This is a genomic window from Sinomonas sp. (genome assembly GCF_036848755.1).
Classification (GTDB): Bacteria; Actinomycetota; Actinomycetes; order Actinomycetales; family Micrococcaceae; genus Sinomonas.
The window spans coordinates 25921-42878 of the sequence record NZ_DAIUJO010000001.1; the positions used below are offsets into that span (position 1 = coordinate 25921).

At 69.8% G+C, this 16958-nt stretch carries 15 protein-coding genes and 2 tRNA genes; 10 read left to right on the forward strand and 7 right to left on the reverse strand.

Annotated features, from left to right (window positions below):
• The 4 genes from V7053_RS00115 to V7053_RS00130 form a co-directional block, all read right to left on the reverse strand.
• Nucleotides 1-495 carry an RrF2 family transcriptional regulator gene (locus V7053_RS00115; protein ID WP_334170224.1) on the reverse strand — a complete coding sequence of 165 codons (495 nt, stop codon included), beginning with the start codon at nt 493-495 and terminating at the stop codon, nt 1-3.
• A 43-nt stretch (nt 496-538) separates the two neighbouring features.
• Nucleotides 539-1024 carry a hypothetical protein gene (locus V7053_RS00120; protein ID WP_334170225.1) on the reverse strand — a complete coding sequence of 162 codons (486 nt, stop codon included), beginning with the start codon at nt 1022-1024 and terminating at the stop codon, nt 539-541.
• Nucleotides 1021-2466 (reverse strand): phosphomannomutase/phosphoglucomutase, encoded by a 1446-nt coding sequence (locus tag V7053_RS00125; protein ID WP_443022468.1) that lies wholly within the window; start codon nt 2464-2466, stop codon nt 1021-1023. Before V7053_RS00125 ends, V7053_RS00120 begins: the two co-directional genes overlap by 4 nt.
• Nucleotides 2467-2569: 103 nt before the next feature.
• Nucleotides 2570-4291, reverse strand: a complete 1722-nt coding sequence (locus V7053_RS00130; RefSeq protein WP_334170227.1) for a thiamine pyrophosphate-dependent enzyme — start codon at nt 4289-4291, stop codon at nt 2570-2572.
• Between the two features lie 150 nt (nt 4292-4441).
• Between V7053_RS00130 and V7053_RS00135 the strand changes: the two genes are divergently transcribed.
• Nucleotides 4442-6604: a RecQ family ATP-dependent DNA helicase gene (locus tag V7053_RS00135; protein WP_334170228.1), complete on the forward strand. Its 2163-nt coding sequence runs from the start codon at nt 4442-4444 to the stop codon at nt 6602-6604.
• 110 nt (nt 6605-6714) lie between these two features.
• Nucleotides 6715-6803 (forward strand) — tRNA-Ser (locus V7053_RS00140).
• A 101-nt stretch (nt 6804-6904) separates the two neighbouring features.
• Here the strand turns inward: V7053_RS00140 and V7053_RS00145 are convergent.
• On the reverse strand, nt 6905-9001 hold the full coding sequence (locus tag V7053_RS00145) for a prolyl oligopeptidase family serine peptidase (RefSeq protein ID WP_334170229.1): 2097 nt from the start codon (nt 8999-9001) through the stop codon (nt 6905-6907).
• 101 nt (nt 9002-9102) lie between these two features.
• On the opposite strand from V7053_RS00145, the gene V7053_RS00150 reads away from it, so the two are divergent.
• A complete protein-coding gene (locus V7053_RS00150) occupies nt 9103-11127 on the forward strand; it encodes an FAD/NAD(P)-binding protein (RefSeq protein WP_334170230.1) in 2025 nt (674 codons plus the stop codon).
• A 14-nt stretch (nt 11128-11141) separates the two neighbouring features.
• On the opposite strand, the gene V7053_RS00155 is transcribed toward V7053_RS00150, so the two are convergent.
• Both V7053_RS00155 and V7053_RS00160 read right to left on the reverse strand, forming a co-directional pair.
• Nucleotides 11142-11948 (reverse strand): VOC family protein, encoded by an 807-nt coding sequence (locus tag V7053_RS00155; protein WP_334170231.1) that lies wholly within the window; start codon nt 11946-11948, stop codon nt 11142-11144.
• Between the two features lie 196 nt (nt 11949-12144).
• A tRNA-Ser gene (locus V7053_RS00160) sits at nt 12145-12232 on the reverse strand.
• An 84-nt stretch (nt 12233-12316) separates the two neighbouring features.
• On the opposite strand from V7053_RS00160, the gene V7053_RS00165 reads away from it, so the two are divergent.
• From V7053_RS00165 to V7053_RS00195, 7 genes are all read left to right on the forward strand, one after another.
• Entirely contained in the window at nt 12317-13300 is a 984-nt protein-coding gene (locus V7053_RS00165; protein ID WP_334170232.1) for an NAD(P)H-quinone oxidoreductase, read from the forward strand.
• Nucleotides 13301-13364: 64 nt separating this feature from the next.
• Complete coding sequence (locus tag V7053_RS00170; protein WP_334170233.1) at nt 13365-14009, forward strand: bacterial proteasome activator family protein; 645 nt, start codon at nt 13365-13367, stop codon at nt 14007-14009.
• Between the two features lie 8 nt (nt 14010-14017).
• Entirely contained in the window at nt 14018-14458 is a 441-nt protein-coding gene (locus V7053_RS00175; protein ID WP_334170234.1) for a hypothetical protein, read from the forward strand.
• Nucleotides 14459-14546: 88 nt separating this feature from the next.
• Nucleotides 14547-15401: an aldo/keto reductase gene (locus tag V7053_RS00180; protein ID WP_334170235.1), complete on the forward strand. Its 855-nt coding sequence runs from the start codon at nt 14547-14549 to the stop codon at nt 15399-15401.
• A 156-nt stretch (nt 15402-15557) separates the two neighbouring features.
• Entirely contained in the window at nt 15558-16019 is a 462-nt protein-coding gene (locus tag V7053_RS00185) for a very short patch repair endonuclease (RefSeq protein WP_334170236.1), read from the forward strand.
• A 79-nt stretch (nt 16020-16098) separates the two neighbouring features.
• Nucleotides 16099-16671 (forward strand): hypothetical protein, encoded by a 573-nt coding sequence (locus V7053_RS00190; protein WP_334170237.1) that lies wholly within the window; start codon nt 16099-16101, stop codon nt 16669-16671.
• Nucleotides 16668-16949 (forward strand): DUF2795 domain-containing protein, encoded by a 282-nt coding sequence (locus tag V7053_RS00195; RefSeq protein WP_334170238.1) that lies wholly within the window; start codon nt 16668-16670, stop codon nt 16947-16949. Before V7053_RS00190 ends, V7053_RS00195 begins: the two co-directional genes overlap by 4 nt.
• The last annotated feature ends 9 nt before the right edge of the window (nt 16950-16958 follow it).

The window sequence follows — 16958 nt, forward strand, 5'->3', positions numbered from 1 at the left end:
CTATACCGTCGTCTCGGCACTCGGGGCGGCAAGCTCGTACGAGCCCATGGACGGAGAGAGGCCGAGCTGGACCAGGACCGGCCCCATCTGCCGGGAGTTGGGAAGCGACGTGATCTTCACCGCGTCGAGTTCCCGGTAGAACGCCTCGCGTGCGCGGCGAAGGGCGGAGCGCAGGCCGCACTGCGTCAGGAGGGGGCAGTCGCCGGACGATCCTCCCTCGCATTCCGGGAGATCCGGCCGGGTGTCGAGGGCTCGCAGAACCGAACCCACCGTCGCGTTCCGGCCTGCGTCGCTCAGCTGGACGCCGCCCGAGCGGCCGCGAGTCGACTCGATGAGGCCAAGCTCGCGGAGTCTGAGGACTGCCTTGCTCACATGGTTGTACGGCGTTCCGACGCCCTCGGCGATGGCCCGGGTCGCGAGCGGCTCTGAGCCGTCCACGGCGCTCAGGAGCATGAGGGCTCGAAGGCTGACGTCCTCGAAAGCGGTCATGCGCATTCGCTCAGTCTACGCTGGAATACCCAAACATCCGTTCAGTGAATCAGTGGTCTCCGTGGAGGGTGAAGACGAGAGGTTCGTGCCCGTCCGCCTCGACGTCCCCGTAGACGTACCCTGTGGCCGTCATCTCGTACGGGAGGATGGCCGCGAGAAGGCCGCCATCCCGGTGCTCGGCCGCCGCATGGATTCCGTCCGACCCGTGCTCGGGCAGGCTCACGTCGCTCGCGATCGCGACCGCGCGCGTCCCGTCGCGTCCCTGACGCAGGAGTTCGACGAGGTCAGCGAGCATCGCCTCCGCATCGAGGTCTGAGGGAGTCTCGCCCTCGCTGCCTTCCTCGCCAGTCGGTGCGGGCGGGGTGACGAGCACGAGCCGCAGTTCGCCGTCGTCGTCCAGGGTCACCGCGAACGGGAGGAAGCCCCCGTTCTGCTCGAGATGCTCCTGAGCCATGCCCAGGGCAGTGCCGAGCACGTCGTGGAGCTCCCGGAGGATGGAGCCGCCATCCCCGTCGGAACCGGCGGCTGTACTCATGCGCGGACGATCGCGAGCACGTTGTCGCGCACGGACGCGAGGGTCTTGACGTCCTTGGCCTCTCCGTTGAAACGGAGATAGGGCTCCGTGTTGGACGGGCGGAGGTTGAACCACCACGACCCGTCCGCGGCCGAGAAGGTCGTCCCGTCGAGCTCGTCGATCGCGACCTCCGGGCCCCCGTACGCCTCACGAACCCGGGCGACGGCGGCGGCCTTGTCCTCGATCTCGGAGTTGATCTCGCCCGATGAGACGTAGGGCTCGTATTCCGCCCCGAGTTCGGACAGCGGCCGATCCTGGCCGCCGAGGGCCGCGAGGACGTGCATCGCCGCGAGCATTCCCGTGTCAGCGTTCCAGAAGTCGCGGAAGTAGTAGTGCGCCGAGTGCTCGCCGCCGAACACCGCGCCCTCCTTGGCCATGACGGCCTTGATGAACGAGTGGCCGACGCGTGTGCGCACCGGGCGGCCGCCGTCGTGCTCGACGAGCTCGGGCACAGCGCGCGAAGTGATGAGGTTGTGGATGATGATCGGCTCGTTCTCGCCTTGCGCCTTGGCGCGGGCGATCTCCCGGCGCGCGACGAGGCCGGTGATCGCGGACGGCGAGACCGGGTCGCCGTTCTCGTCGATGACGAAGCAGCGGTCGGCGTCGCCGTCGAACGCAAGGCCGATGTCCGCCCCGTGCTCGACGACGGCCTTCTGCAGGTCACGGAGGTTCTCGGGCTCAAGGGGGTTGGCCGGGTGGTTCGGGAAGGTGCCGTCGAGCTCGAAGTAGAGCGGCACGATCTCGAGCGGGAGGGCGGGCAGGAGCGTGTCGCCCAGGACAGCAGGTGTGGTCAGGCCGGCCATGCCGTTGCCGGCGTCGACGACGACCTTGAGCGGCCGGATGCCGGAGAGGTCGACGAGGTTGCGCAGATACGCGGCGTAGTCCGCGAGGACGTCGCGCTCGGTCACGGTTCCGGCGGCCTCCGCTGGGGTGATCTCGCCGGCGGCGAGATAGTCCTCTGCGGCCTTCTGGATCTCCTTGAGCCCCGTCTCGGAGGACACCGGCTGGGCTCCCGGTTTGGCGAGCTTGATCCCGTTGTACTGCGCGGGATTGTGGCTCGCAGTGAAGGTTGCTCCCGCTGCCTCGAGGGCGCCGCATGCGTAGTAGAGCTCGTCGGTCGAGATGAGGCCGATCTTCTCGACGTTGCCGCCGCGCGCTGCCGCTCCGCGCGCGAAGGCATCGATGAACTCGGGCGACGAAGGGCGCATGTCCCCGCCCACGAGCACGGTCTTCCCGGAGAGGCCGAGGACGTCGACGAACGCGGCTCCCACCGCCTCGACGATGCGCGCGTCGATGGTCTCGCCCACGATCCCGCGCACGTCGTAAGCCTTGAAGGACGCGGAAAGGTCGATGCGGGGCGCCTGGCCCGCGGAGGTGCTCACGTTGCTCGTCACCCGCCTGATTATGCCAAACGTCGTGGACGGCATCGATAGATGCCGACGGACGACGCCGCGTCCCCGCCCGGTGGGGAACGCGCCGTCGTCCGCGGGACCGGCGAGGTGGGCGTCAGTAGGCCTTGACGCGCTGCTCGACGATGAGGTGGATGAGGGCGAAGGTGCCGTCCTCGTCGATCGCGCGGAGGGCCGCTTCGATCGCGGCAGGCACGTCGGCGTCGCGCTCGACTCGGACGCCGAAGCCGCCGAACGCCTGGGCCATGAGGGCGAAGTCCGGATTCTTCAGCTGGGTGCCGGAGATCCGGTGCGGGTACTGGCGCTCCTGGTGGGAGCGGATGGTGCCGTACTCCTGGTTGTCCATGACGATGACGAGCGGGGTCGCCCCGTACTGGGCTGCGGTGGCGAGCTCCTGGCCGTTCATGAGGAACTCCCCGTCCCCGGCGATCGTGACGACGCGGCGGCCGGGGTTGGCGAGGGAGGCCGCGATGGCCGAGGGCACCGAATAGCCCATCGAGCCATTGCGCGCGCTGATCATCGACGCGTACCGCTGGGTCGGGAAGTAGCGGTGGGCCCAGTTGGTGTGCTCTCCGGCGCCGAGGGTGATCATCGCGTCCTCGGGCAGGGTGGGGACCAGGTTGGCCATGAGGGTATCCATGCGGGCGGGCCCGTCCGTGGGCGCTGCCGGGGGGAGGGCCGCGAACTTCTCCTGCTCGGTGCGCATGCGTTCGGTCCAGGCCGTCCACTCCTCGCGCACGGGCATGTTGATCATGACCAGGTCACGGACGAACACGTCGGGCTTCGCGACGATCTGGTAGGAGACCGGGCCGGATCGCCCTCGGAGGGACGGGTCGATGGTGACGAGGAAGTTCTTCTTCGTCCAGTCCTGGCGGACGATGAACCCGTCGGTGATGACGTCGCCCGGGACGGTGCCGACGAAGATCAGCAGGTCGGTCTCCTCGAGCAGGTTGTAGGTCGGCTTCGGGCGCCCGTAGCCGATCGGGCCGACGTAGGAGGGGGAGTCGAACGGGATGGTGCCCTCGCAGCGCCATTCGGCCGCGGCGGGGATGCGGTGCTCTTCGAGCCAGTTCGTCAGGGCGGTGGCGCCCTCCTGGGTCCAGTCGTTGCCGCCGACGACGAACAGCGGCTTCTCCGCCGCGAGCAGGGCGCTCTTGAGCGCCTTCCAGTCCGTGACGGTCATCCCGCCGGTTGCGACCGGGATCTTCGGGTGGATCTCGGCGTCGATCTCCTGCTGGATGATGTCCTCCGGAAGGCCGACGACGACCGGCCCTGGCCGGCCGTTCATGGCGGCGAACATCGCCTCGGCGACGATCTCCGAGGCCCGCTCGGCGTGGTCCAGGACCATCACGCGCTTCGCGCCGGTGTCGAACCAGGACTTGATGTCGAACTCCTGGAACGCCTCGCGGTCGCGGTGCGCGAACGGGATCAGGCCCACGAAGAGCACCATCGGGGTCGAGTCCTGCCACGCGGTGTGCAGCCCCACGTGGGCGTTCGCGGCACCGGGACCGCGGGTGACCATCGCGATGCCGGGCAGCTGGTTCATCTTCCCGTCGGCCTCGGCCATGTACGCCGCGCCGCCCTCGTGGCGGCACACGACCGTCTCGATGGGGGAGCCGTGCAGGCCGTCGAGGACATCAAGGAACGACTCGCCCGGAACAACGTAGCTCCGCGTGACGCCATGGGCCACGAGCGAATCCACGATCACGTGGCCGGCCGATTTCCTGGTGGGGCTCTCGGCTGAGACCGTCACGCCCGGGTTGAGGTTCGATTCTTCGGGCAGGTTCGATTCGGAGCGCGGCGGCGCCGTTGCCGTCATGGAGAGACATCCTTTTCGTTGGCACTGAGATAGGTGTAAATCCACCGTATCGGGCTGCAGGAACGCTCGGAGTCAGAAGTGTCAGAGGTCACGGGGATACTGGAAGACATGGTCCGGAGTCCCAGTTCGAACGTGCCCGCCGAAGGTTCTATGACGTTTTCTGACAGGGGCGCCCCCGGGGGTCCTGAGCTCCGGGCGCAGGCCCTGGAGGTGCTGCGCAAGCTCGTGGGGCGCGAGGATGCAGCCTTCCATCCGGGGCAGTTCGAGGCCATCGAGGCGCTCGTCGCGCATCGCCGTCGGACGCTCGTGGTCCAGCGGACCGGATGGGGAAAGTCGGCGGTGTACTTTGTCGCCTCGCTCCTCCTTCGGGCCCGCGGCGCAGGCCCGACCCTCATCGTTTCCCCGCTCCTCGCCCTGATGCGGGATCAGGTCGAGGCGGCCGCGCGCGCTGGGGTCCGCGCTGTCGCGATCAACTCCGCGAACCGGCTCGAGTGGGACGAAGTGCACGCGGCCCTCGCCCAGGACACGGCCGACGTCGTCCTCATCTCGCCCGAGCGGCTCACCAACCCGGCCTTCCGCGAGCAGCAGCTTCCTGAACTTCTCGCGCGGACCGGGTTGCTGGTCGTCGACGAAGCGCATTGCATCTCTGACTGGGGCCACGACTTCCGGCCGGACTACCGGCGGATCGCCGCGCTCATCGACGAGCTCCCGCCGTCGGTGCCGGTGCTGGCGACGACGGCGACCGCCAACGCCCGCGTGGTCGCCGACGTCGAGGAGCAGCTCGGGACCGACGTGCTGACGTTGCGCGGACCGCTCGGCAGAGATTCGCTGCGCCTCGGCGTGCTGCGGATGCCCGAACCGGGGCACCGTCTCGCGTGGCTCCTCCAGCACCTCGGCGACCTGCCCGGAAGCGGCATCATCTACACGCTCACGGTTTCCGCCGCGGAGGACACCGCCCGGCTCCTCGCCGAAGCCGGCTACCGAGTCCTGGCCTACACGGGCAAGACCGACACAGCAGAGCGCGAGGAGGCCGAGCGGCTGCTCAAGGGGAACGAGGTCAAGGCCCTCGTCGCCACGTCCGCCCTGGGCATGGGGTTCGACAAGCCGGATCTCGGGTTCGTCGTGCACGTGGGGGCGCCCTCGTCGCCGGTCGCGTACTACCAGCAGGTCGGCCGCGCGGGTCGCGGCGCCGCCCATGCCGACGTGCTGCTCCTGCCCGGGGCGGAGGACCGGGAGATCTGGCGCTATTTCGCGACGACCTCGATGCCGGACCGCACCAAGGCCCACGCGGTCCTCGACGCGCTCGCGGCGGCTGGCGGACCGCTCTCGACGGTCGCGCTCGAGGCGCAGGTCGAGCTTCGTCGCACGCAGCTCGACCTCCTGCTCAAGGTGCTTGCGGTCGACGGGGCCGTCGAGCGTGTCGGCGGCGGCTGGCGCCACACCGGCTCGCCGTGGAAGTACGACGACGAGCGCTACCGCCGCATCGCCGCGGCGCGGGCCGCCGAGCAGGCCGCGATGGTCGCGTATGAGGAGACGAACGCCTGCCGCATGGAGTTCGTGACGACGCAGCTCGACGACGAGACCGCTGCCCCCTGCGGTCGCTGCGACAACTGTGCAGGCCGCTGGTTCCCCGCCGAGGTGGACCCCGGCCTGCTCGAGCGCGCCGGCGAGCAGCTCCGGCACGCGGGCGTCCCGATAGAGCCGCGCGCCCAGTGGCCGAGCGGGATGGACAAGCTCGGTGTTCCTGCGAAGGGCCGCATCCCCGCCGGGGAACAGCTTTCTGAGGGACGGGTCCTCGCTCGCCTCACCGACTTGGGCTATGGGGGAGCGCTCCGCGAGCTCTTTGCGGCGTCGGCTTCCGACGGCGAGGTGCCCGCCGGGCTGCGGCCAGCCGTCGTCGAGCTCTTGGCGGGCTGGGCTCGCGGCGACGGCTCGGCTGGTCCGTGGAGTGGCGTCGGGAGGCCGGCGGGGGTCGTTGCGATGCCGTCGGCCACGAGGCCTCGGCTCATCGATTCGCTGGCCCAGGGCATCGCGCAGGCCGGGCGGCTGCCGTACCTCGGTGCGCTCTCCCGGACCGACTCGGCACGGCCCGGGCAATCGGGCGGCAACTCGGCGTTCCGGCTCGCCGGCGTGTGGTCCGCGTTCGACGTCGGCCCCGAGCTCCGCGCGGCGCTCTCCGGCTTGAGCGGGGAGCCCGTGCTGCTCGTCGACGACCTCGTCGACAGCCGTTGGTCCCTCACCGTGGCCGGCCGGCTGCTGCGCCTCGCTGGGGCCGGACCGGTGCTGCCCCTCGCGCTGGGGCAGGCCGGGTAACCCACCCCGGTCCGGTAACCCGCCCCCATTGCGCCGTCACCTCCGCCGGGTGCGCCCGCTTTGCGTCCGTCCGCCCGTTCTAGGTACTCTTGGGGAGCTAGCGATAGCAAGGAGACGTGCCAGAGCGGCCGAATGGACTTCACTGCTAATGAAGGGTCCGGGGAAACTTGGACCGGGGGTTCAAATCCCCCCGTCTCCGCGTTGTGAACGCCCCCGGTTTTCGGACCGGGGGCGTTCGTCTTTGGGCCATCCCGGAGGCAGTTCCCGCACCCCGGGAAGAGTTCCCGGAGCGTGAACTGCCTACGTAGTCAGCGCCCTCCACAGGAAAGCCTGGCTCCGGGCTTGGAGGGCGGCCGCTTGGCGGTTGTCGGAGGCGCCGGCGTGGCCACCCTCGAGCGCCTCGTGGTACCAGACGTTCGGGATGCCCATGGCGAGCATGCGCGCCGCCATCTTGCGTGCCTGCACCGGACCGACTCGATCGTCGGACGTCGCGGTCCAGATGAACGTGTCGGGATAGTCGACCCCGTCGTGCAGCAGGTGGTACGGCGAGAACGTCTTGATGAACTCCCACTGGTCGGGAACGTCCGGGTCGCCGTACTCGGCAATCCAAGACGTCCCGGCAGAGAGCTTCGTGTAACGGCGCATGTCGAGCAGCGGAACCCCGCAGGAGACCGCCCCGAAGAGCTGCGGGTAGCTCACGAGCATGTTCCCCACGAGGAGGCCGCCGTTTGAGCCCCCCGTGCAGCCGAGGTGCTCGGGCGAGGTCACGTCGCGTCGGATGAGGTCGCGGGCGACCGCCGCGAAGTCCTCGTAGGCCCGGTGGCGGTTCTCCTTGAGCGCAGCCTGGTGCCATGCTGGCCCGTACTCGCCTCCGCCGCGGATGTTCGCCACGACGTAGACCCCGCCGCGCTCAAGCCACGCCCGCCCGATCACGCCGCTGTAGGCCGGCGTCCGAGAAATCTCGAAGCCCCCATAGCCGCTCAGCTGGGTGGGATTGCTCCCGTCGAGCTCGAGGTCCTTGGGCCCGACCTGGAAGTACGGGACCTGGGTGCCGTCCTCGGAGGTGGCGAAATGCTGTTCCACAGCGAAGCGGCTCTCGTCGAAGAACGACGGCGCCCGCTTGACTGGTCCATTGCTCCCGCCGATGGTGCCACGGAGAAGCGTCGTGGGGGTGAGGAAGCCCGTGGCGACGAGCCAGTAGTCGTCGCCCGCCTCTGGGTCTTCGTCGTCGACCGCGTAGCTCTCCACGAGGTGCAGCGGCGGGCACGCGTCGAGCTCCTTGGTGGCCCAGTCGCTCGAGCCGGCCGGCGGCGGGGTGAGAACCCGGATCTCGGACGACACATCGCGAAGCAGGTTCACGAGCAGATGGTTCCGCGTCCAGCTCCACGACTGGAGCGAGGTGTGCGCGTCAGGGGAGAACAGGAGCGTGAGCTCCCGGGAGCCGCCCATGAAGGCCTCGAAGTCCGCCGCGAGCAGCGACCCCGCGCGGTGCACAGCGCCGTCGAGATCCCAATCGCGTTGGGGGCGGAACAGGAGCCATTCGCGGTGCAGGTCGACGTCGACGTCGGTGGGGACGGGAATCCGCTGCCACCCGCCGTCGCGCCACACCGAGTGCTGCACGTCGAAGAAGCTGATCCGGTCGCTCGCGAGCAGCCGCTCGAAGCCTGGCGTGTCGTCGAACCCGCCGCTCGCCATGAGGTGGTCGGCCGGCACCTCGAAGATGACCTCGGCGGCCTCGAGGGCCGATCCGCGCGCGAGCTTCCGCACCACGCGGGGGTACGAGGACGTCGTCACGGCACCATCGCCGAGGGTCGAGGACACGATGAGCGTGTCGGCGTCGAGCCAGTCCGCACCGCCCTTCGCCGCCGGCAGCGAGAAGCCGCCGTCTGCCGGCGCGACGAAGGCGCGGTCTTCGACGTCGTACTCGCGCAGGGCAGACGCATCGCCGCCGTCGGGGGAGAGGCGCACGATGCAACGACGCCAGGACTGGCTGTCCGCGGGCCGGAGGAAGCTCGCGCCGCCCCAGACCCACTCGGTGCCCTCGTTCGCGGCGAGCGCGTCGACGTCGAGCAGGATCTGCCATTGGGGCGACTCGGTCACATAGCTCTCCCACCGAGTGCGGCGCCACAGCCCCTTCGGGTTCTGGGCATCCCGCCAGAAGTTGTAGTACCACTCACCCCGTTTGGTAACCATGGGAATCCGGTCCTGGGAGTCCATCACCTCGAGGATCTCGGCCTCGAGCTCGGGGTAGTCTCCCGTCTCCAGCAGGTCCTCGGTCCGTGCGTTCTGCTCGCGCACCCAGTCGAGCTGTTCGGTCCCGTGGACGTCCTCGAGCCAGAGGTTCTCGTCCACTGGTTCCTTGGGGACAGGAGTGAGGGTCTGCGCCGGATCCGTCATGCTGCTCATCCTCGCATGGGCCGCCGACAGCGCAAGGGCCCCGGGCTATGCGTCACCTGTGACGCCGAAGAGCGCGGGGACCGGCGGGTTAAGCTCGAAGGATGATTCGGGGAGGTGCACGAGCGCGGCTGCGCATCGCCGTCGTCGGCGGCGGCCCGCGAGGGGCCTCCGCCGTCGAACGCCTCCTCGCGAATTGGGCCGAGGCAGGAGCCGATCCGGCGGCCCACGCGGCGCCGGACCGAGAACGCACGACGACGGCCCCCACCGCGCGCGGGAACGGAGCGCGCGAGCTCGAGATCACGGTGTACGAGCCGTTCGGGCTTGGCCCGGGCCGGGTGTGGCGGACGGAGCAGCCTCGCGAGTTCCTCATGAACACGCCCTGTTTCTTCCCGACGCTCATCCCTTCCGAGCCCGGACTCGCGGAGCCGCTCGCGGGCGGCAGCTTCGACGCGTGGCGCGAGGCGCGCCGGAGCGAGCTCGGCCGTGGGGGGCCGACCGATCTCACCGCGGAGGAAGCCGCAGACCTAGCCGCCCTCGAAGCGTCCGATTTCCCGCCCCGCGCCCTCTACGGCCGCTATCTGACTGACACGATGGCCGCGGTCCTCGCCGCAGCCCCCCGCGGGGTGAGCGTCCGGCAAGTCCGCGAGGAGGTCACTCGTCTGGGCCGCACGCCCCATGGATGGGCCCTCACGACCCGGGACGGCCGCGCACGCGAGGCGGACGCCGTCGTCCTTGCGCTCGGCCATGTGCCCTCGAAGCTGAACCAGACCCAGCACGCCCTTGCTGAAGCGGCCGGCCGCCTCGGCCTCACGTACCTCCCTCCCGCCGCCCCCGCCGACGTCGACTGGGAAGCCCTCCCGAGCGGAAGCGCCGTCCTCGTGCGCGGAATGGGCCTGAATTTCTTCGACGTCATGGTCCGGCTGACGCAGGGGCGTGGCGGACGGTTCAAGGAGGGGCCCAACGGCCAGCTCGAGTACGTCGCCTCGGGCCGGGAACCGCGTCTGGTTGCCGCCTCCCGCCGCGGCGTCCCCTATCGGGGCAAGGCCGAGATCGGAGCGTACTACGCACCGGGCGTCCACCTCCGCTGGCTCACACGCGCCGCGGCGCTGGCCCCGCGGGAGGCGGGGCTCACGCCGTCGTTCGACGCGGACCTCTGGCCGCTCCTGCACCGCGACACCCTCTGGGCCTACTACTCGACGCTCGCACGGACGGCGCCGGAGGAGGTCAGGCCAGGATTCCTCGACGCGCTCGAGGCCGCGCTCGGAGTCTCAGGCCCCAGCTGGGAGGAGCAAGCGGAATCAGTCGTCGAAGGCGCGATCCGCGAGGAACTCCGACTTGACCTGCGCGGACTCGGGGCCCCGCTCGCCGGGCGGCACTTCGCGAACCGCTCCGAGCTGGACGCACACGTCCTCGCCTACCTCGACGACGATGCGGCCCGCTCCGCCCGGGGGGAGAACGACCCGCTCAAGATGGCAATAGCGGCGCTGCATCGCGGCCGCGCAGTGCTCAAGGAAGCGGTGGCCGACGGCGGGATCACCGAGGAATCGTGGGTCTCCGGGTTGCGCGGCTGGTTCGAGGGGCTCGTCGAGGGGCTCGCGAGCGGCCCGCCGTCCCTGCGCATCCGTCAGCTCGCCGCCCTCATCCGGGCCGGGGTCCTGAGCACGGTCGGACCGGAGCCGCGCTTCCGGGTGGATCGCGGCGCGGGCTGCTTCGTCGCGGAATCGCCGTGGGTCGGCGGCCAGCCGGTGTACGCGGCCGCGATGGTCGAGGCGCTCGCACCGGCGAACGTCGTCGCCGCTGCGGATTCGCCGCTGCTCGCGGGGCTCCTCGCGGACGGCCTCGTTCGGCCCAAGTACCTGGCGGGCGCGGACGGGGTCCCGCGGCCGGCGAGCGGGCTCGACGTGACCGCGCCGCCGTACCGGCCGCTCGACGTCAACGGGCACCCCGTCCAAGGCCTGTACGTCCTCGGGCTGCAGCTCTCTGCTGCCCAGTGGGGCACCGCGATCGCCGCCGAGGCACACCCTTTCGGCGCACCGGGCGAAGCGAACGACGGCGCCCCTTACCCGAGCGCCCAGCGCACCCTCCGCGATGCGGACGCGGTGGCGAGGGACATCCTCGGACTCTAGCCGGGCGATCCCTTCTACGACTCGGCCTCGACCTCCTCTGAGCCCTGCCTCAGGTCCTGGTGGATGAGGAAGACCGCGCCCAGCGGGTCGGTAAGCGTTGCGATCCGCCCGAACGGCGTGTCCTCGGGCTCACGCACCAGCCGCCCGCCGAGCCGCTGCGCGGTCTGGGCCGCGGCGTCGGCGTTCTCGACTCCCCAGTAGATCTGCCAGTTCGAGGGGACCCCCTCGGGAAGGATCCCGTCCGCGTCCATGACGCCCGCCTTCGCCTCCCGGCCGGCGCCGAGGGTGGTGTAGCGGAATTCGTCGGTGTCGCTCATTGTCTCGGTTTCCCAGCCGAGCACGTCCTGGTAGAACTTCACGGTCTGGGGGTAGGCGCGGGAGAGCACCTCGAACCACACCGGCGAGCCCGGCTCTGCGAGTCTCCCGAAGCCCGTGTGGCCCTCCGGCTGCCAGCCGCCGAACGCGGCCCCGCCGGCGTCGCCGAACATCGCCATGTGCCCCTGCTCGGGCACCTCCATGGGCGGCATGAAGACCTGACCGCCGCCCTCCTGGACTTTGGCCGCCGTCGACTTGATGTCCTCGGTGAGGAGGTAGACGGTCCAGACATCCGGCATGGTGTCCTGCTCAGGCATCTTCGGCATGATGCCGGCCACCTGTTCGCCGTCCTTGAACGCTGTCGTGTAGCCGCCGTACTTGTCTGGGTCGCTTCCCTCGAACGTCCAGCCGAAGAGCTCGCCGTAGAAGGTCTTGGCCTTTTCGAGGTCGCTGGTCATGAGGTCCGCCCAGCAGGGGGCTCCCGGGGTGAGATCAGGCTTCGGCATCGATGCTCCTTGCGGTCGATTGCTCGCGTGCGTTCCTCGCGGGCGATTCGTCGTGGTCCCGACCCTGCCGACGCTATAAGTGCCCACCGACACTTTCAAGGCCGCGACGCGGCCCGAGCGACAAGGCGCCCCAAGTGGAACGGCGCCCCCGGGCCGAAGACCGGGGGCGCCGTTCATTCTGCGCGACGCGATGCAGCGGAAGGTAAGGGATTTGAACCCTTGGTGCGGGGTTGCCGCACACTGGTTTTCAAGACCAGCTCCATAGGCCGCTCGGACAACCTTCCTCGTGCCTAGTAGTGTTTCATAGGCATCAGACTTGACGAAACCGACGGCATCCGGAACCGATGCCGGCTGCCTCGGGAGGAAGCATGAAGGCCGTGTACATCGCCGAGCCCGGAGGCCCGGAAGCCTTGCAGGTCCGCGAGGTCGACGATCCGGTGCCAGGCCCTGGCGAGGTGCTCATCGACGTCGTTGCCGCGGGGATCAACCGGGCCGACGTCCAACAGCGGCGGGGCTTCTACCCGCCACCGCCCGGCGCCTCCGAGGTGCCCGGCCTCGAAGTCTCCGGCCGCATCTCCGCTTTCGGGCCCGACGTCGTCCGCCCGTTCTCGGCGGGGGACCGGGTCGTGGCGCTCCTCGCGGGCGGCGGCTACGCGCAGAAGGTCGCGGTGCCCGCCGAGCAGGTACTGCGGATCCCGGACGGCGTGGACCTTGTCACCGCCGCGAGCCTGCCCGAGACCGCAGCCACCGTGTATTCGAACCTCATGATGACGGCGCAGCTCCAGCCGGGCGAGCTCGTCCTGATCCACGGGGCGACGGGCGGGATCGGCACCATGGGGGTGCAGATGGCGAAGGCCTTCGGGGCGCGAGTCGCGGCGACGGCGGGCAGCGAGGAAAAGGTCAGCACCGCGCGGGCCTTCCTCGGCGTCGACGTCGCGATCAACTACCGCGAGCAGGACTTCGTGGAAGCGGTGCGCAACGCGACGGACGGCCGCGGCGCGGACGTGATCCTCGACGTCGTCGGCGCGAAGTACCTCGAACGGAACGTCGAGGCGCTCGCCCCCTACGGCCGGCTCATTGTCATCGGCCTCCAAGGCGGCGCGAAGGCCGAGCTCAACCTCGGACTCCTGCTCAACAAGCGCGCCGCGATCATCGGCACGGCGCTTCGGCCGCGGCCCGTCAAGGAAAAAGGCGTCATCATGTCCGCCGTCCGCGACCACGTCTGGCCGCTCATCGCGGATGGGCGGATCAAGCCGCTCGTGGACCGGACTTTTCCGCTCGCCGACGTCCAGAAGGCCCACGAATACTTCGACTCCGGCGAACACGTGGGCAAGGTCCTCCTCACCATGTGACCGTTCGCTCCACGCGAAGCACCGGCCCCTTGGCGGCGCAGAGGCACATGAGAGGATGGGCCACATGAGCGAAGCGCACGGGAGCACGACGCCGAACGGGGGGCCACGCGACGAGCCTTTTGTCGGTACGACGATCGACGACGGGCAGTCGAACGGCCACACGGGCCAAGGCGCGGCGCATCAGGGCGGACAGCCAGAGCACCCGCGGCGGGCGAGCCTTCAGGAACTCGTGGACGAGCCCGCGAAGGTCATGCGGATCGGCACGATGATCCGGCAGCTCCTCGAAGAGGTGAAGGGGGCCCCGCTCGACGAGGCTGCCCGCACTCGCCTGGCAGAGATCCACGATCGCTCCATCCGCGAGCTCGAGGACGGGCTTGCCCCCGAGCTCGTCGACGAACTCCACCGCATCTCTCTGCCGTTCTCGGACGACGCCGTACCCTCGGAGTCGGAGCTCCGCGTCGCGCAGGCGCAGCTGGTCGGCTGGCTCGAGGGGCTCTTCCACGGAATCCAGACGGCGATCGCGGCCCAGCAGGCAGCGCACCAGCTCGCCGCGGCACAGGTCCAGCTCCGGCAGCTCCCGCCGGGCACCATGATCGCGCCCGGTGTTGTCATCGGGGAGAACGGCGAGCCCCAGCGTGCCCCGGGCGGCGCCGAACACGATCGACCGCGTTCCGACCGCCCGGAACACGGTCCGGGCCAGTACCTCTGAGCTCGCAGGTGGGAGTTCTCGGCAATGTGCTCCGCGGGCGCCGTGACGACGCTGAGCTCGGCAAGGGCCTGTGGCGGCGCGCCCACGACCGCTTCCAACGCGGCCTCGACCGGTACCACCAAGTGCTCGAGGGGGTCGACGACGACGCGCTCTATGCCGAGCTCGTGGTGATCGCCGACGCGCTTTCGGACCTGCTTCCGCGCGTCCGCGCCGTGTGCATGACATGCCAGCGGCGCTCCCCGAGCGACGGGTTCGAAGTGCCGGGCGAACTGGCCCCAGTCCACCGCGCGCTCTCCAAGGCAGGCAATGCCTTGGCGACGACGGCCGAGGCCGCCGCGATGCTGAGCCTCGCCGTGGGGCCTGTCCCCGTCGGGGCTCTCTCGGTGCAGCGACGCGCGGCGTCCGTGCTCGAACAGGTCGAGCTCGCCGAGTCTTACGTAGAGGCCTGAAATATTCCCCGTTTCGCGAAATGCGAAGTCGCGCAGGAACTTCGGCAACTCGGCCCAACGTCAGGGGCCGCGGTGGCAGGATGAAGATATGGCTTCTACCAATTCCCTGACATCCCCTGTGCTCACTTTCCACGACGGCAACAAGATTCCCCAGCTGGGCTATGGGGTCTGGCAGGTCGAGGATGACGTTGCAGAGCGCGTGGTCGGCGAGGCGTTCGAGGTCGGCTACCGCCACATTGACACGGCCGCCATCTACGGCAACGAGGCAGGCGTGGGGCGCGCGATCTCCTCGTCCGGCCTCGCCCGCGAGGACCTCTTCATCACCACGAAGCTCTGGAACGCGGACCAGGGCGCCGGCAACGTGGTGCCCGCGTTCGAGACGTCGCTCGACAAGCTCGGCCTCGAGTACGTCGACCTCTACCTCATCCACTGGCTCCAGCCGAAGCAGGGCAAGTACGTCGAGACGTGGCAGGAGCTCGTCAAGCTCCAGGCCTCGGGTCGCGTCCGCTCGATCGGTGTCTCGAACTTCACGGTTGAGGCAATCCAGGAGATCGAGCGCGAGACCGGCGTCCTGCCTGTGATCAACCAGGTCGAGACGCATCCGTACTTCCCCCAGTCCGAGCTTCGCGCGTTCGAGTCCTCGAGCGGGATCCTCCACGAGTCGTGGTCGCCCCTCGGCCAGGGCAAGGACCTCCTGGCCGACCCGGCCCTCGAGGCGATTGCCGAGAAGCACGGCGTGAGCGTCCCGCAGGTCGTCCTCGCGTGGCACCTCGCGCTCGGCAACGTGGTGATTCCGAAGTCCGTCACGAAGGAGCGCATCGCGCAGAACTGGGCCTCGCTCAGCGTGAGCCTCGACTCCGAGGACCTCGCCGCGATCGCTCAGCTCGACAAGGGCGCGGCGGGCCGTATCGGAGCAGACCCCGCCGTGAGCGACTTCGCCTGAGTCTCCCGCCTTGCGGCCCCAACCTCCGCTTGCGCCGTCACTTCCGCAGGGGGAGAACCCTGCGGAAGTGACGGCGCAACGATTTGGGGGCCGGCGTAGTCTACTGCGCCGCCGCAACCTGCGGCCGGACCTAGGGGCCGGACCTAGGATCAATGCATGAGTGAGGAGCCCGACGTCGTCCTCTCCTGGGCGTCGACGCCGGCGATCCGCAAGACCATGCTCGGCAATCGCTCCCGTGACACCGCGCCCGAGCTCCTGGTCCGCCGGGCCGTGCACGCGATGGGCCTGCGCTACCGGGTGGCCGCCCGTCCGGTGCCCGAACTCCGCCGCACCGCCGACCTCGTCTTCACCCGGGCCCGAGTCGCGGTCTTCATCGACGGCTGCTATTGGCATGGCTGCCCAGAGCACTACATCGAGCCCAAGCGCAACGTCGACTACTGGCGGCCCAAGATCGCGCGCAACCGCGAGCGGGACAAGGAGACGACGGCGGAGCTCACCGCCCGCGGGTGGCGCGTGCTCCGCTTCTGGAGCCACGAGGACCCGCTCCGCGTCGCCGTCCAGATCCGGCGCGCGGTGACGGGCGGCGCGGAAGGGGAGCCCCCGGCGTCGTCCTCCTGACTGGGTCCTCCTGACGGGCGCGACTGGTTAGAGGAGCCTTCGGCGGGTAGTGGGGTGGTACCCGAACGAGGAGGCCCCCGTGGACACCAGCCAGATCGTATGGCTCATCGTCGCGATCATCGTGTTCATCGCCGTGATAGTCGTGGCGTTGACCATGACTCGTCGGCGCACCGCGCGTCATCAGGAGCAGATGAGAGACCGCGCGCGAAGCATGCGGGACGAGGCGGCGCAGCACGAACTCGACATCCGCGAGCGGGAGGCCCAGGGCCTCGAGGCGCGGGCCCGCGCCGAGAAGGCGCAGATCGAGGCCGAACGCCTCCGCCGCGAGGCCGAGGAGAAGAGCGGCTCGGCGCGCGAGGGACGGGAACACATCGAGGAGCAGCGACGACGCGCCGACGAGCTCGATCCCGACGTCGACGACCACGGCACGAAGCGGAATCTTGGCGACGGGCGCGAGGGGGCCGAGCAGCCTGACCGCTCCGAGCTGAGGCGCGACCGGTCTGACCGGCGCGCAGACGTGCCGGGCCGCGCAGACGTGCCGGATGACGTGCCGTATACCGGCGCTCACTCCCAGACCGACGATGACCAGAATGTGCAGGACGCGGAATACCGAGAAGCGCAGTATCGAAACCGGAGCGAAGGAAGGTCATGACCGACACCGTCAACCCGATCCAGATCCAGAAGTTCCTCCAAGGAGTCGACTACCCGGCCGACAAGCAGGCGCTCGTCTCCGCCGCGAAGGACAACGGGGCAGACAGCAACGTGGTCCGGGCCGTCGAGGGCATTCCCGAGCGCACGTACGAAAAGCCCACTGAGGTGAGCGAGGCCATCGTCGAGGCCGGCCGCCATCCCGAGGGCGGCAGCATGGGCCACGGGGGAGCTCCCGGGGGCGAGTCCGACGACGAGGGCGAACGCTTCGACGCGGGGTAGGCCCTCTAG

What these genes read in the sequence shown, in the direction of transcription:
- V7053_RS00165 (WP_334170232.1), top strand. Translation starts at nt 12,317, where the DNA reads ATGAAGGCCGTGTACATCGCCGAGCCCGGAGGCCCGGAAGCCTTGCAG.
- V7053_RS00145 (WP_334170229.1), bottom strand. Translation starts at nt 9,001, where the DNA reads ATGACGGATCCGGCGCAGACCCTCACTCCTGTCCCCAAGGAACCAGTG.
- V7053_RS00185 (WP_334170236.1), top strand. Translation starts at nt 15,558, where the DNA reads ATGAGTGAGGAGCCCGACGTCGTCCTCTCCTGGGCGTCGACGCCGGCG.
- V7053_RS00180 (WP_334170235.1), top strand. Translation starts at nt 14,547, where the DNA reads ATGGCTTCTACCAATTCCCTGACATCCCCTGTGCTCACTTTCCACGAC.
- V7053_RS00155 (WP_334170231.1), bottom strand. Translation starts at nt 11,948, where the DNA reads ATGCCGAAGCCTGATCTCACCCCGGGAGCCCCCTGCTGGGCGGACCTC.
- V7053_RS00195 (WP_334170238.1), top strand. Translation starts at nt 16,668, where the DNA reads ATGACCGACACCGTCAACCCGATCCAGATCCAGAAGTTCCTCCAAGGA.
- V7053_RS00120 (WP_334170225.1), bottom strand. Translation starts at nt 1,024, where the DNA reads ATGAGTACAGCCGCCGGTTCCGACGGGGATGGCGGCTCCATCCTCCGG.
- V7053_RS00135 (WP_334170228.1), top strand. Translation starts at nt 4,442, where the DNA reads ATGACGTTTTCTGACAGGGGCGCCCCCGGGGGTCCTGAGCTCCGGGCG.
- V7053_RS00170 (WP_334170233.1), top strand. Translation starts at nt 13,365, where the DNA reads ATGAGCGAAGCGCACGGGAGCACGACGCCGAACGGGGGGCCACGCGAC.
- V7053_RS00115 (WP_334170224.1), bottom strand. Translation starts at nt 495, where the DNA reads ATGCGCATGACCGCTTTCGAGGACGTCAGCCTTCGAGCCCTCATGCTC.
- V7053_RS00150 (WP_334170230.1), top strand. Translation starts at nt 9,103, where the DNA reads ATGATTCGGGGAGGTGCACGAGCGCGGCTGCGCATCGCCGTCGTCGGC.
- V7053_RS00130 (WP_334170227.1), bottom strand. Translation starts at nt 4,291, where the DNA reads ATGACGGCAACGGCGCCGCCGCGCTCCGAATCGAACCTGCCCGAAGAA.